This window comes from Pseudomonas aeruginosa (genome assembly GCF_001457615.1).
GTDB lineage: Bacteria > Pseudomonadota > Gammaproteobacteria > Pseudomonadales > Pseudomonadaceae > Pseudomonas > Pseudomonas aeruginosa.
The window spans coordinates 5,457,232-5,471,144 of record NZ_LN831024.1; the positions used below are offsets into that span (position 1 = coordinate 5,457,232).

Consider the following 13,913-nt stretch of genomic DNA (forward strand, 5'->3'; position numbering starts at 1 on the left):
CCGCAGGCCTCGCCGCCGTCGCTATACTGCCCGGCCGATCCGGAGGACCCCATGAGCCTGTTGCGCGATGCCTGGCGCCACGCCCCGACCCACCACAGGGTCTGGGCGCTGGCCGGGCCGATGATTCTGTCGAACGTTTCCGTTCCCCTGGTGCACCTGGTGGACAGCACGGTGGTCGGCCACCTGCCGCACGCCTACCAGCTCGGCGCGGTAGCCGTGGGCGGCAGCCTGTACACCCTGATGGTCGGCGTGCTCGGCTTCCTGCGCATGGGCACCACCGGCTTCGCCGCCCAGGCCGCCGGCCGCGACGATGGCGGCGCGCTGCGCCTGATCCTCGCCCAGGGCCTGGGCATGGCGCTGCTCCTGGCCCTGCTGCTCGGCGCGCTGGCCCTGCCCCTGAGCGGCTGGGCCCTGCAACTGATGCAACCTTCGGCGGAACTGACCGGCGAGGCCCGCGCCTTCTTCCATACCCGCCTGCTCGGCCTGCCGGCGGCCCTGGCCAGCTACGCGCTGGTCGGCTGGTTCCTCGGCACGCAGAACGCACGGGCGCCATTGGCGATCCTGTTGACCACCAACCTGAGCAACATCGCCCTGGTGCTCTGGTTCGTCCACGGCCTCGACTGGGGCGTGCAAGGCGCGGCCCGCGCCTCGGTGCTGGCGGAATGGAGCGGCGCCCTGCTCGGCCTGGCCCTGACCCGCCGCGACCTGGCCCGGCGCCCCGGGCGGGCGCAGTGGCAACGCCTGCGCCACTGGCTGTCGTGGCTGCCGCTGCTGATGGTCAACCGGGATATCTTCATCCGCAGCCTGGCCCTGCAACTGGTGTTCTTCCTGCTCACCGTACAGGGCACCCGCCTCGGCGACACCACGGTAGCCGCCAACGCCCTGCTGCTCAACGGCCTGCTCCTGACGTCCTACGCCCTCGACGGTCTCGCCCACGCGGTGGAGGCGCTCTGCGGCCACGCCATCGGCGCCCGCGACCGAGCCGCCCTGCGCCGCGCGCTGGTGGTGGCCGGTGGTTGGTCGCTGCTGGCAAGCCTGGCGTTCGCCGCGCTGTTCGCCTTGTTCGGCCACCTGTTCATCGACCTGCAGAGCGACATCGCCGGCGTCCGCGAAGTCGCCTACGCCTATCTGCCGTACCTGGCCTGCCTGCCGCTGCTGGGGATGTGGAGCTATCTGCTCGACGGCCTGTTCATCGGCGCCACCCGCGCCCGCGAGATGCGTAACGCGATGCTCGTCGCGGTGGCCGCCAGCCTGCCCCTCGGCTGGCTGTTGCAGGGGCTGGGCAACCACGGGCTATGGCTGGCGTTCCTCGCCTTCATGCTGCTGCGCGGGCTGGTCCTGGCCGCCTACGGCTGGCGCCTGACCCGCCGCGATGGCTGGTTCGCCGCTCAGGGCGCCGACAGCGGACGATAGGCGAGCATCAGCGGGACGTCGGCAGCGTGCGCGACCTGTACCAGTTCGCTGGCCAGGCGCCCACCGGGAAACACCAGCACCAGGTCCGGCGCGGCCTCGCCGAGGACGGCCTCGCCATACTCGCGCAGGGCGTTGTCGCTGCCACTGCGCTCCGGATAATCGTAGGCGCGCGAATCCGCGCCACGCTCGCGGCACCAGCGCTCGGCCTCGTCCGGCAGGCCGCTGCCGGCATGCAGCAGGTGGCCGAGCAGCGCCACCGGTTGCAGGCCGTGGCACTGGTCGAGCGCCAGGCGCAGGCGTTCGGCGTCCTTGAAATGGCGTCCGGCGCAGATCAGGAGGCGCATGCCGATCCCTCCCCTTGCCCTGGCTCGTCCGGCCGCTTCGCCATCGGATCGATGCCGCTGCGTTCGAGCAGCGGATAGGCCAGGGCGGTGACATGATGGTGGATGCGTCGGTAGTCGCGGAGAATGCGCTGGAACACGTCACCGGACTCCACCCAGGCACCACGATCGTCGCGCAGGCGACGGAAGCGCTCGCGACTGGCATCGGCCTCCAGTCGCTGCAGCAACTTCTTGCGCGCCACCAGGCGCAGCGCGGCGTCCAGGTCTTCGCGAAGGAACGCGCTGATCGCCAGGTGCAGGCTCTCCTCGATCGCCGCCTGCAACGGCAGCATGCGGCCCAGCTCGAACTCGCTGCCGGCGCGGCTGCGCCCGGCCCAGCGCATCGCCAGGGGCAGCAGGCTGTTGGCGACGAGATCGCCGATGTGCTCGATGTTGATGGCGAACAGAAGGATTTCCTGGGCACGATCGGCGTCGCTGTCGCCGAGGCCGTCCTGGCCGAGGTCTGCCAGGTAGGCGCGGATCGCCGCACTCAACTGGTCGAGGGCCTGGTCCTGGCGACGGATTTCCGCCGCCACCTTCGCCTCCGGTCGCTGCAACAGGCCGCTGGTGGCGCGCAGCATCAGACTGGCCATGTCGGCCAGCCGCAGGACTTCGCGAGTAGCGTTGGCCAGGCCGATGTTGGCCACCTCCAGCCCGGCTTCGTCGAGGTAGCGCGGCATGCCCGGGTCGTCGGACTGTGCCTCTTCCGGCAACAGGCGCGCGAGCAGCGCCGCAAGGGGGCCGGTGAAGCCGATCGCCAGCAGTGCCAGGGCCAGGTTGAAAGCACTGTGGAACCAGACCGCCGCCGCACCGCCGAGTGCGTTGGCCGGCTGCGCCAGCGCCGTCAGCCAGGGCAGCACCAGCAGGCAACCGAGCAGGCGCACCAGCAGGTTGCCCAACGGCAGGCGCCGCGCCACCCGGCTACCGGCCACCCCCAACGCCGGCAAGGCGCCGCCGAGGTTGGCACCGAGCACCAGGGCCAGGGCGATGGGCAGCGAGACCAGTCCGGCCTGGGCCAGGGACGCCACCAGCAGTACCACCGCGACACTGGAATGGCAGGCCCAGGTCAGCAGCGCGGCGAGAAGCAGGGCGATCAGCGGATCGCCTTCGAGGCCGTGGATCACCGCGACAAAGGCTGGCGAGGCCTCGATCTGCTGCAGGGAATGGCCGAGCAACGCCAGCGCCAGGAGCATCAGGCCGAGTCCGATCAGGCACTGGCCAAGGCTCTCCAGGCGTGGACCGTCGCCCAGGCGGAACAGCAGCAGGCCGGACAGCAGGGCCAGCGGCGCCAGCAACGAGGTGTCGAAGCTGAGCAGTTGCACCACCAGGGTGGTGCCGACGTTGGCGCCGAGCATCACTGCCAGCGCCGGCGCCAGGCCCAGGGTGCCACTGGCAGTGAAGGACGCTGCCATCAGGCTGGTGGCGGTGCTGCTCTGCAGCAGGCCGGTGATGCCGAGCCCGGCGAGCAGGGCCAGCCAGCGGTTGCCCAGGTGGCGGCCGAGCCAGTTGCGCAGCACAGTGCCGAAACCGCGCAGCACGCCGCTGGAGACCATGTGCGTGCCCCACAACAGGAGGGCCACGGCACCGGCCAGGTTGATCAGGAGGATGGTTCCCAGCATGGCGGAACTCCCGGTTCGGAATGGATCGTGAAGGGAACGGGCTCATTGACCCATGGCCAGCCTGAGCGATGCACGGTTGAGCGCGCTCGAGCAGTCCAGCAGGTATTTCACTTCGACCTGGCTCAGGCGGCCGCTGGCGTATGCGCGCACGCTGACCACCATCAGCAGGTGCGCGGCCTTCGCCAGCAGCCGTGCTGCCAGGCCACAGAGCGCGCGGCGAGACGCGCCCAGGCATTTGCGTACGACGTTCATGGCTGCTTCCTCGGTGGAGGAGCGCGCCGCAGCGCGGCACGCCCTTGGGCTCAGAAACGCAAGGTCGCTCCCGAGACCAGCCATCGCTCGCGCTCGCCGCGCAGGTGGCCGCCGACCAGCAGATCGAGGTCCAGCCGTTCGCCCAGGTGCAGCCGCGGTCCGGCCTGCCAGCCGCTGTCGCCGGCCGACTCGCCGAAGCGTTCGGCGATCAGGGTCAACGGCTGGCCGACGCGGTATTCCATGCCCACGCCCCAGTTCCAGCGATGCCGGCGCTCGCCCTCGGCGTAGGCATGCCCCAGGCCGACCCCGGCGTTCAGGCGCAGGGCCTCGAACGGCTGGTAGCTCAGCGGCAGGTTGAAGCCGGCGCCTTCGAAGGCGTGCCGGCGGTCCAGGTAGAGATCCGCCGAGAGCGCGAAGGCCAACGCCAGGCCGAGGTCGTCGCGGGCCAGCAGCGGTGTCTTCAGCTCGGGGCTGAGGCGGCTGTGCCGATCGCCTGCGTCGCCCTCGCGCACCAGCGCCGCGCCGAGCTGCACCGATGGTAGGGCGGAGAAGGTGCAGGCTGGCGACAGCACCGACTGGTAGCGGTTGCCGTGGTGGCGTTCGCGCTGGTGCCAGGCGTCCAGGTTGCATTCGCCGACGGGATCGATCTCGCCGTCGTCGACCCGGTAGGCGCCGCCCGCGGCGCGAGCCTCGGACAGCAGTGCCAGCAGCAGGACGCAGGCTAGCGCGGCGGCGACGAAGCCCAGGCGCCAGGACAGGGCGCGTCGCAGCGCGGCCGGCAGCGGTTGGAAAAGGGGCGCCCGCGGGCGCCGGTCGTGCAGGGTCATGATGCGTCTCTCCATGCGTGGGTCCGGTGTGCGTTGCGCGGCGCGGCGAGGCTTGCCGACGCGCCGGGAAAGGCCGGGACGAAGCCCGGCCGATCGCTCAGAACCACTGGCCGAAGCGGCGGATGTAGAGGGTCTTCATGGTCTGCGCGGTGACGCAGTAGCAGAGCAGCGTGCCCACCAGCCAGGGGAAGTACTCCCACGGCAGCGGCTGCAGGCCGACCATCGCCCCCAGCGGCGAGAACGGCACGTAGATGCCCAGCGCCATCACCAGCCCGGTCATCAGCATCACCGGCAGCGCCGCGGTGCTCTGGATGAAGGGAATCTTCTGGGTACGCAGCATGTGCACCACCAGGGTCTGCGAGAGCAGGCCCTCGATGAACCAGCCGGACTGGAACAGCGACTGCATTTCCGGGCTGTTGGCGGCGAACACGAACCACATCAGCGCGTAGGTGGTGATGTCGAAGATCGACGAGGTCGGGCCGATCCAGACCATGAAGCGGCCGATGTTCTTCGAGTCCCACTTGCGCGGCTTGGCGAGGAACTCCTTGTCCATCTTGTCCCACGGCAGCGACAGCTGGGAGATGTCGTACATCAGGTTCTGCAGCAGCAGGTGGATCGCCAGCATCGGCAGGAAGGGGATGAAGGCGCTGGCCACCAGTACCGAGAACACGTTGCCGAAGTTGGAGCTGGCAGTCATGTTCAGGTACTTCATGATGTTGCCGAAGGTCTCGCGGCCCTTGATAACGCCCTCCTCCAGGACCATCAGGCTTTTTTCCAGGAGGATGATGTCGGCCGATTCCTTGGCGATGTCGGTGCCGCTGTCCACCGAGATGCCGACATCGGCATCTCGCAGCGCGGGGGCGTCGTTGATGCCGTCGCCGAGGAAGCCGACAGTGTGTCCGTTGCCCTGCAGGGCCTTGAGCACCCGCGACTTCTGCAGCGGCGTCAGCTTGGCGAACACCGTGCGCTCCTCGGCCAGGCGTTGCAGGGTGGCATCGTCCATCAGGTCGATGTCGCGACCGAGCAGCGGCTCGCCGACGTCCAGGCCGACCTCGCGGCAGATCTTCGCGCTGACCACCGGGTTGTCGCCGGTGAGCACCTTCACCGCCACGCCGTTCTCGCGCAACGCGGCGATGGCCGGGCCGGCGGTTTCCTTCGGCGGATCGAGGAAGGTCAGCAGGCCGGCGATCACCAGGTCGCGCTCGTCGCTGGCGCCGTACTGGGCCTGGGACTCCGTGCGCGAGAGGCTGCGGGTGCCGAGCAGGAGCACGCGGAAGCCGTCGCGGTTGTATTGCTCGGCCAGCGCCAGCAGGGCCCGGCGGCGTTCCTCGTCGAGCGGCAGGTCGACACCGTCCTGGTGCACGCGGGTGGCGATCTCGAGCATTTCCTCGACCGCGCCCTTGCACACCAGCAGGTGTTCGCCGCCCTTGCCCTCGAGGATCACCGAGAGACGCCGACGGACGAAATCGAAGGGCAGTTCGTCGACCTTGTGCCAGGCATCCGGCGGCGTGATGCGCGGGTTCTGTTCGACGAAGGCGACCACCGCGCGGTCCATCAGGTTCTTCATCCCGGACTGGTGGAAGCTGTTCAGCCAGGCCATTTGCAGGACCCGGTCGCAGCGCCGGCCGGCAACGTCGACGTGATGCTCGAGGATGATCCGGTCCTGGGTCAGGGTGCCGGTCTTGTCGGTGCAGAGCACGTCCATGGCGCCGAAGTTCTGGATCGCGTTAAGACGCTTGACCACCACCTTGCGCCGCGACATCGCCACCGCGCCCTTGGCCAGGTTGGCGCTGACGATCATCGGCAGCATTTCCGGGGTCAGGCCGACCGCCACGGCGAGAGCGAACATGAACGCCTCGGTCCAGTCGCCCTTGGTGAAGCCGTTGATCAGCAACACGATCGGCACCATCACCAGCATGAAGCGGATCAGCAGCCAACTGACGCTGTTCACCCCACGGTCGAAGGCGGTCTGCGCCCGCGAACCGACGATGGAACGGGCCAGCGAACCGAAATAGGTGCGCGCACCGGTGGCGACCACCACCGCGGTGGCCGTGCCGCTGACCACGTTGGTGCCCATGAAGCAGATGTTCGGCAGTTCGAGCAGGTCCTGCTGGTCGGCGGCGATCCGCTTGGCGGACTTCTCGCGGACCGCGCCGAGGGTGTCGTATTTCTCCACCGGCAGCGCCTCGCCGGTGAGTACGGCCTGGCTGATGAACAGGTCGCGCGATTCGATCAGGCGGATGTCGGCGGGGATCATGTCGCCGGCGGACAGGCGCACGATGTCGCCGACCACCAGTTCGCCCATGGGGATTTCCCGCAGCTCGCCGCGCATCCCGCGCTCGTCGCGGCGCAGCACGGTGGCGGTGTTCCGCACCATGGCCTTGAGCGCCTCGGCGGCCTTGCCCGAGCGGTACTCCTGCCAGAAGCGCATCAGGCCGCTGACCAGGACCATGCAGAGGACGATGATGACGCCAGTGAGATCGGTTTCCTCACCGTCCTGCAGCGGCAGCCAGAAGTCGGTGAAGAAGCTGATCGCGGAGAGCGTCATCAGCACGTAGATGAAGGGGTTGTTGAACGCTTGCAGCAGTTGCACCAGGACGTGTGGCGGACGGTCGTGGGCCACTTCGTTGGGGCCGTCGGCGTGCAGCCGGGCGGCGGCCTCGGCCTGGTCGAGGCCGTCCTGGCGACCGCGGACATTGGTGAGGGTGGTTTCCAGGCTGTTCTGCGCTTCGCGGGCGGCGCGCATGGACAGTCGGTCGTTGCGGCGCTCGGTATCGAGCTGGGTATTGCGTTGGGTCGCTACGCTCATGACTCGGTCTCCTGTCGCGAGCTGCGCGACGGCGACACGAGTCGGTTGCCGGTCAGGTGACAGGCAAAGGCGTGCCGGGTCGCGATGTTCGCGATCGGTGGGAAGAATGTTCGGCTTGTCCGGGTGAGGCCCACTGCGCGCGGCCGCTCAGGCGGCACGCAGCAGGCCGACTTGGTGGTTCGTCCATGGCAGGCTCCTTGTGCGAAGGGTTGGGCAGGAGAAAGCGTCAGCCGCGCATCGGGCGGCGACCGCTCTCAGGGTTCTCTTCGACCTGCGTCTCCAGGCGGCGATACTCCAGGCGACCGCCGGCCGGGTCGACACGCCAGGCGAGGCTCGCAGGATGGCCGTGGCCGGGAAGGATCGCGCCGGGGGACTGCGCGGCGCGCACGCGCATCTTCGCCACGAAGGCGGATACGCCGGGGGATACCGAATTCTCGAAGTTCATGACTCACCTGTACCCGGCGTGCCGGACACGGGTGAGAAGCAGTGGGTCAGCCCAGGATGCCGCTCAACCGACCGACCCGTTGCGGGTTCCGTCGTGCGTTGGTTTGGGTCATCGCACCAGCCGGCATCTGCTGGGCCGGGCGACGACTACTGGGAATACTGTCCATGGCTCTCTTCGTAGGGGGAAAGAAAGTGCCCGGCTCTGCGGGCGGGGGTTTTATAGACCTCTTGCCAGACGAGGTCAACCGAAAAAGCCGTTTCGTTCAGGCTTCTATGGAACATCGGAAAATTCCCGCAGGAGTCCGGCGAAAAGACACCGGCCAAAAGCGCTCAGGCGGAGATCAGTCCCGCCAGCCGTCGCGCCAGCGCCGGCACTTCGGAGGCCGGGTCGAGGCGCAGGCGAAAACGGGTCTGCAGGATGTCCAGCAGTTCCTCGACGTCGCGCAGTTGGCGCTGCAGCGTCTCGCCGTTGCCGGCGCGCTGGCCGAACAGCCCGTCGGCCAGGGTCAGGCGCAGGTCGCCCTCGGTTATGGCGGCCTTCAGGCCCTGGCGGAACACGCTGTGCGGGTGGGTCGAGGTGTACCAGTTGCGCGGGATGTAATCGATCCACAACTGCGGGCGCAGGTCGAAGCGGTACAGCGGCAGCCAGCCGCTGCGACCGCGCACGGCGCTTTCGTAGAGACCGGCGTGCGGGTCGACCAGGCGTACGCAATGCACCTGTCCGGCGTCCGCCTCGTCGCCCGGCAAAGGCAGTGCTCGCGGCGGATTGGCCGAGCCGAAGCCGACATCCACCAGGAACTCGCCCTCCGCCAGGTACAGACGCAGCATCAGATGCGATTGCTGGGTCAGCGGCGCGTCCTCCGGGAGCCCCCAGCGTACCCGTGCCACCAGCAGTTCCAGCTCGTAGCCGAGGGCCAGCAGCAGGCGGGCGAACAGCGAGTTGAGTTCGAAGCAATAACCGCCGCGGCTGCCCTCGACGACCTTGGCGAAAACCTTGTCGGCGTCGATCTCGATGGGACGGTCGAGCAGCACGTCGAGGTTCTCGAAGGCGACCCGGCGCAGATGCGCGTCGATCAGTCGGTCGAGACTCGCCAGACTCGGCGGACCGGGATCGTCGATGCCGATATGGTGCAGGTAGGCATGGGTCTGCTCGGGCGTCAGCGGGGTCATGGCGGGCTCCGGAAAATGGCCAGCTCGATTCTAGACGCATTCTCGGGGAATACCGGAAGCGCCGTCAGGCACATTGGCCCGGGGTCTGCTTGACTGTGCCCATCCCACCCCGAGGAGCGCCGCCATGGCCCAGGCAATCGTCGCCTACCTGCACTACCTGTCGATCTTCCTGCTGTTCGCCCTGCTGGTGTTGCAGCACCGCCTGCTGCGCCTGCCGCTGGACCTGGAGCGCGCCCGCAGCCTGGCGGCGATCGACCGCGGCTACGGCCTCTGCGCCCTGGCGGTACTGGCCAGCGGGTTGGCGCGGGTGCTGTGGTACGGCAAGGGCGTCGACTATTACCTGCACAATGGTCTGTTCCACGCCAAGGTCGGGCTATTCGTCCTCGCTGCCCTGGTCTCGCTGTTGCCGACCGTTACCTTCCTTGGCTGGCGCGGCGCCCTCAAGGCCGGCGAAGTGCCGGCGGTGACGCCGGCCCGGGGCCGGCGGGTGGTCATGGCGGTGCGCCTGCAACTGCTCCTGCTGCTGGTCATTCCGTTGCTGGCTACGCTGATGGCGCGCGGCTTCGGCATGCGCGGCTGAGCCCTCAGTTCTGCATGGCCCGGCCATGCACGTCCATCGCCGCCTGGCGCAGCGCCTCGGAGCGGGTCGGATGCGGATGGCAGGTCAGCGCGAGGTCCTCCGCCGAGGCGCTGAACTCCATGGCCACGCAGGCTTCGCCGATCATCTCGCTGACGCCCGGCCCGATCATGTGCACGCCGAGCACCTGGTCGCTGCGGGCATCGGAGAGGATCTTGATGAAGCCTTCGCTCTCGTGGTTGATCTTCGCCCGGCTGTTGGCGCTGAACGGGAAGCGTCCGACCTTGTACTCGCGCCTCGCCGCCTGCAACTGCTCCTCGCCGAGGCCGACGCTGGCCACTTCCGGCTGGGTGTAGATGACCGACGGAATCACCTCGGCGTTCATCTCCGCCGCATGCCCGGCGATCCGCTCGATGCAGACGATCGCCTCTTCCTCGGCCTTGTGCGCCAGCATCGGTCCCGAGGTCACGTCGCCGATCACCCAGACGCCCGGCGCCGCGCTGCGCTGTCTCTGGTTCTCCAGCATGCCACGACGATCGCTGGCCAGGCCGACCGTCTCCAGCCCCAGTCCTTCGGTATAGGGGCGCCGGCCGATGGCCACCAGCACGTAGTCCGCCTGCAGCGATTCCGTAGCGCCGCCGGCGGCCGGTTGCAGGTCGAGTTCGACGCCCTGCTCGCCACTGCGCGCGGCGACCACGCGGGTGCCGAGGCGAAACCGCATGCCCTGGCGGGTCAGGGCGCGCTGGAGGGTCCTTGCGGTTTCCCCATCCAGCCCCGGGCAGATCCGCTCGAGGTACTCCAGCACCGTGACCTGTGCGCCCAGCCGGCGCCAGACCGAACCAAGCTCCAGGCCGATCACGCCGGCGCCGATCACCACCAGGTGGCGAGGCACTTCGGCCAACTCCAGGGCGCCGGTGGAGTCGAGGATGCGCTGGTTGTCCACAGGCACGCCGGGCAGCGGCGCCGGTTCCGAACCGGTGGCGATGACGATGTCGCGCGCCTCCAGTTGCGCGTGGCCGCCGTCGGCAAGGGCCACGCCGACCCGGCCCTCGCCTTGCAAGCGCGCCCAGCCCTTGATCCACTGCACCTTGTGCTTGCGGAAAAGGAATTCGACGCCACGGGTCAGGGCGGCGACGCTCTCGTCCTTCTGCTTCATCATCTGCGCCAGGTCCAGTTCCGGGCTGACCCGGATGCCGAGCCGGGCGAACTCGCCGCCGCTCGCCGCGGCGTATAGCTCCGAGGCGTGCAACAGGGCCTTGGACGGCATGCAGCCGACGTTCAGGCAAGTCCCGCCGAGGGTTTCGCGACCCTCCACGCAGGCCACCTTCAGGCCCAGCTGGCCGGCGCGAATGGCAGCGTTGTAGCCCCCCGGACCGGCGCCGATCACGATCACGTCATAGCTTTCCATCATCCTGCTCCTCGGTTGTCCCGCCACGGCCCCCTCAGCGTAGGCGACGCCGGCGCAAATAGAGGAAACGTCGCGTAGAGGGACCGAAAGCGATTGTATTTCGCTCGTCATGCAAAGCTTATATGATGACCGTAATTTTCCTGCAACCCTTTCCCACCACGACAGGAGCACTACCATGGAACAGCCCGGCCGCGAAGATCGCCTGAACGCCTGGATCGCCACCGAACGGGCCGCCCGCGCCCGCCTCGGCGCCAGCGGAACCCTGGAGCTGGCGCAAGTCGCCGCGCTCTCCCCGCAGGAGTTCTTCGACCGCATCGGCAGCGGCCAACTGCCCTGTCCGCCCTACGGCGAACTGGTCGACTTCGTTCCCATCGAGTGGTCCGAAGGGCGCTTCCTGTTCCAGGGCACCCCGGACCGCCGCCACTACAATCCGCTGGGTAGCGTGCACGGCGGCTACGCCGCGTCGCTGCTGGACTCCTGCATGGGCTGCGCGATCCATACCCGGCTCCAGGCCGGCCAGGGCTATACCACCACCGACCTGCGGATCAGCTACCTGCGCGCGCTGACCGACAAGGTCGGCCCGGTGCGTGCCGAAGGCCGGGTGGTGCACCTCGGCCGCTCGACGGCGGTCGCCGAGGGCCGGTTGTACGATGTCGACGACCGTCTCTACGCCGTCGGCTCGACCACCTGCCTGGTCCTGCACATGGCCGGATGAACGCGGCTTCGCCAGGGAAGGCCGCCAGGCGTTAAGATGACGACCTGCATTCCAAGGTATCGAAGCCATGCGTTATCCCGAAGACCACAAGCAGAAGACCCGCCGGCGTATCGTCGAGGAGGCTGCCCGGCTGTTCCGCCAGGACGGCGTCGGCGCCACCGGGCTGCAACCGCTGATGAAGGCCCTGGGCCTGACCCATGGCGGCTTCTACGCGCACTTCAAGTCCAAGGACGACCTGGTGGAAACCGCGTTGCGGCATGCCGCGGCGCAACTCGACGAAATCACCGCGCCCCTGGCGGAGGCGGAACGACCGCTGGCGCTGCTGATAGAGCAGTACCTGTCGCCGCGTCACCGCGATAACCCCGGCGCCGGCTGCCCGTTGCCGACCCTGTCGGCGGAACTCGGCCAGCGCGGCACGCCGAGCCCGACCACCGACAGCATCGTGCGCAAGCGCCTGGCGATGATCGAAGCGGCCCTGGAGGGCGAGGACGCAGGCGAGCGCGCCGTGCTGCTGCTCGCTTCGCTGGTCGGCGCGCTGCAACTGTCGCGCAGCGTGCAGGATGAGGCGCTGTCGCAACGGATACTGGAAGCGACGCGCAAGAAGCTGCTGGAGCAGATGGAGCGCTAGGGCCTCAGCCGAGGTAGCGCTCGGCCGGCCGCTGCCGCGACAGATTGGGCGCGAGCCTGGCCCGCGCCGTCATCAGCGCCTGCCAATCGGCCGCATCCGGCAACGACGGGATGGTCACCGCTTCACGCCGATCGAAACCGACCAGCGCTGCCTCCACCAGATCCTCGACCTCCATCACCATCTCCGCGGGAATCCCGGCGATTCCGGCGCCGCTGCGCTCCCAGATCTCGGTACGGGTGACGCCGGGCAGCACCGCCTGGACGTAAACGCCGCTGCCGGCCAGCTCGTGCTGCAGCGACTGGCTCAGGCTCAGCACGTAGGCCTTGGTCGCGCTATAGACGGCATTGAACAACTCCGGCGCCAGCGCCACCACCGAACCAAGGTTGACGATGGCGCCGCCGCCACGCCGGCGGAACCCCTCCGCCGCGCCGGCAGCCAGGCGGGTCAGGGCCACTACGTTGAGGGCGATCATCCGCTCCGCCCGGTCCATGTCGGCATCGGCCAGCGGACCGTTCATCGCCACGCCGGCGTTGTTCACCAGCAACGCGATCGAGGCGTCGTCGCGCAACCGTCGCTCGACCCGCAATCTATCGTCGCGCTCGGACAGGTCGGCGCGCAGGATCTCCACCCTGACCCCGTGGGCTTGGCGAAGTCGATCCGCCAGGGCTTCCAGGCGTTGCCGGTCGCGCGCCACCAGCAACAGGTCGTGGCCACGGCGGGCCAAGTGCTCGGCGTAGGTCGCGCCGACTCCGGAAGAGGCGCCGGTGACCAGGGCGACGCCATTGCCAATCTGTTCGTTCATGTGGGTTCTCGCTGGAAAAAAGCCTGACCGCTGACAGCGGCTGTTTATATTACACACTTAATATTATGACCATAATTAAAACCGTCAAGCCTTTATCCGTTCCAACGAGCAGGGAGGGATGAGGAAAACCTTCATGCAACCGTCACGGAAAACGCCAATAAAAGGTCAGGACCCACACCACCCCGACATGCCCTACCATGGCGTTGTCTATCGCGGGAGGATCATGCGTCATGTATCACGGTGAAAGACTCAATGCCTGGACCCACCTGATCGGTGCGGTCGCCGCCTGTACCGGCGCCGTCTGGCTGACGGTCCAGGCGAGCCTCAACGGCAGTCCGTGGAAGATCGTCGGGGTCGGCGTCTACGGCGTCACCCTGACGCTGCTCTACAGCATCTCGACCGCCTACCACAGCGTGCGCGGGCGAGCGAAGGTGGTGATGCGCAAGCTCGACCACCTGTCCATCTACCTGCTGATCGCCGGCAGCTACACGCCTTTCTGCCTGGTCACGCTGCGCGGTCCCTGGGGCTGGACGCTGTTCGGCATCGTCTGGGGCCTGGCCGTGCTCGGCATGCTCCAGGAGATCAAGCCACGCTCCGAGGCGCGGGTGCTGTCGGTGGTGATCTACGCGGTGATGGGCTGGATCGTGCTGATCGCGGTGAAACCGCTGCTCGCCGCCCTCGGCAGCGCCGGCTTCACCTGGCTGGCGGCCGGCGGCGTGCTCTATACCGTAGGGATCGTCTTCTATGCCTATGACCACCGCTTCCGCCACTGGCATGGCATCTGGCACCTGTTCGTGATCGCCGGCAGCCTCCTCCACTTCGTGGCGATCTGGCGCTACGTACTCTAGGCGCGGTCCGGCGCGAAGCAG

The 13,913-nt window shown here is 68.3% G+C and carries 14 protein-coding genes; 5 read left to right on the forward strand and 9 right to left on the reverse strand.

Annotation, left to right across the window (positions count from 1 at the left end):
• Positions 1–51 precede the first annotated feature (51 nt).
• The gene (locus AT700_RS25145) at positions 52–1,413 is read left to right on the forward strand and encodes an MATE family efflux transporter (protein WP_028681354.1); all 1,362 of its coding nucleotides are present in this window, start codon (positions 52–54) and stop codon (positions 1,411–1,413) included.
• Here AT700_RS25145 and AT700_RS25150 read toward each other — a convergent pair.
• The 7 genes from AT700_RS25150 to AT700_RS25180 form a co-directional block, all read right to left on the reverse strand.
• Positions 1,389–1,757, reverse strand: coding sequence for an SLOG family protein (locus AT700_RS25150; protein ID WP_003095328.1), 369 nt, complete (start codon positions 1,755–1,757; stop codon positions 1,389–1,391). The genes AT700_RS25145 and AT700_RS25150 overlap by 25 nt on opposite strands.
• Positions 1,745–3,412 carry a Na/Pi cotransporter family protein gene (locus tag AT700_RS25155; protein ID WP_003116097.1) on the reverse strand — a complete coding sequence of 556 codons (1,668 nt, stop codon included), beginning with the start codon at positions 3,410–3,412 and terminating at the stop codon, positions 1,745–1,747. Before AT700_RS25155 ends, AT700_RS25150 begins: the two co-directional genes overlap by 13 nt.
• Positions 3,413–3,454: 42 nt before the next feature.
• The gene (locus AT700_RS25160) at positions 3,455–3,664 is read right to left on the reverse strand and encodes a hypothetical protein (RefSeq protein WP_003104324.1); all 210 of its coding nucleotides are present in this window, start codon (positions 3,662–3,664) and stop codon (positions 3,455–3,457) included.
• Between the two features lie 50 nt (positions 3,665–3,714).
• Positions 3,715–4,491 carry a hypothetical protein gene (locus tag AT700_RS25165; RefSeq protein WP_003095332.1) on the reverse strand — a complete coding sequence of 259 codons (777 nt, stop codon included), beginning with the start codon at positions 4,489–4,491 and terminating at the stop codon, positions 3,715–3,717.
• Between the two features lie 97 nt (positions 4,492–4,588).
• On the reverse strand, positions 4,589–7,300 hold the full coding sequence (mgtA, locus tag AT700_RS25170; protein WP_004365415.1) for a magnesium-translocating P-type ATPase: 2,712 nt from the start codon (positions 7,298–7,300) through the stop codon (positions 4,589–4,591).
• A gap of 226 nt (positions 7,301–7,526) precedes the next feature.
• Positions 7,527–7,745 carry a hypothetical protein gene (locus AT700_RS25175; RefSeq protein ID WP_003095337.1) on the reverse strand — a complete coding sequence of 73 codons (219 nt, stop codon included), beginning with the start codon at positions 7,743–7,745 and terminating at the stop codon, positions 7,527–7,529.
• Between the two features lie 329 nt (positions 7,746–8,074).
• On the reverse strand, positions 8,075–8,914 hold the full coding sequence (locus tag AT700_RS25180) for an arylamine N-acetyltransferase family protein (RefSeq protein ID WP_003095340.1): 840 nt from the start codon (positions 8,912–8,914) through the stop codon (positions 8,075–8,077).
• A 124-nt stretch (positions 8,915–9,038) separates the two neighbouring features.
• On the opposite strand from AT700_RS25180, the gene AT700_RS25185 reads away from it, so the two are divergent.
• Positions 9,039–9,494: a DUF2214 family protein gene (locus AT700_RS25185; protein ID WP_003112336.1), complete on the forward strand. Its 456-nt coding sequence runs from the start codon at positions 9,039–9,041 to the stop codon at positions 9,492–9,494.
• Positions 9,495–9,498: 4 nt separating this feature from the next.
• Here the strand turns inward: AT700_RS25185 and lpdA are convergent, their stop codons facing one another.
• Positions 9,499–10,902, reverse strand: coding sequence for a dihydrolipoyl dehydrogenase (lpdA, locus tag AT700_RS25190; protein ID WP_078452033.1), 1,404 nt, complete (start codon positions 10,900–10,902; stop codon positions 9,499–9,501).
• Positions 10,903–11,074: 172 nt separating this feature from the next.
• On the opposite strand from lpdA, the gene AT700_RS25195 reads away from it, so the two are divergent.
• Together AT700_RS25195 and AT700_RS25200 are read left to right on the forward strand one after the other, a co-directional pair.
• Positions 11,075–11,614 carry a PaaI family thioesterase gene (locus AT700_RS25195; RefSeq protein WP_003095346.1) on the forward strand — a complete coding sequence of 180 codons (540 nt, stop codon included), beginning with the start codon at positions 11,075–11,077 and terminating at the stop codon, positions 11,612–11,614.
• A gap of 67 nt (positions 11,615–11,681) precedes the next feature.
• Complete coding sequence (locus AT700_RS25200) at positions 11,682–12,242, forward strand: TetR/AcrR family transcriptional regulator (RefSeq protein WP_003112334.1); 561 nt, start codon at positions 11,682–11,684, stop codon at positions 12,240–12,242.
• Between the two features lie 4 nt (positions 12,243–12,246).
• Here the strand turns inward: AT700_RS25200 and AT700_RS25205 are convergent, their stop codons facing one another.
• Positions 12,247–13,044, reverse strand: coding sequence for an SDR family NAD(P)-dependent oxidoreductase (locus tag AT700_RS25205; protein ID WP_014603341.1), 798 nt, complete (start codon positions 13,042–13,044; stop codon positions 12,247–12,249).
• A gap of 230 nt (positions 13,045–13,274) precedes the next feature.
• On the opposite strand from AT700_RS25205, the gene trhA reads away from it, so the two are divergent.
• Complete coding sequence (gene trhA, locus AT700_RS25210) at positions 13,275–13,892, forward strand: PAQR family membrane homeostasis protein TrhA (RefSeq protein ID WP_003095352.1); 618 nt, start codon at positions 13,275–13,277, stop codon at positions 13,890–13,892.
• Positions 13,893–13,913: the final 21 nt, after the last annotated feature.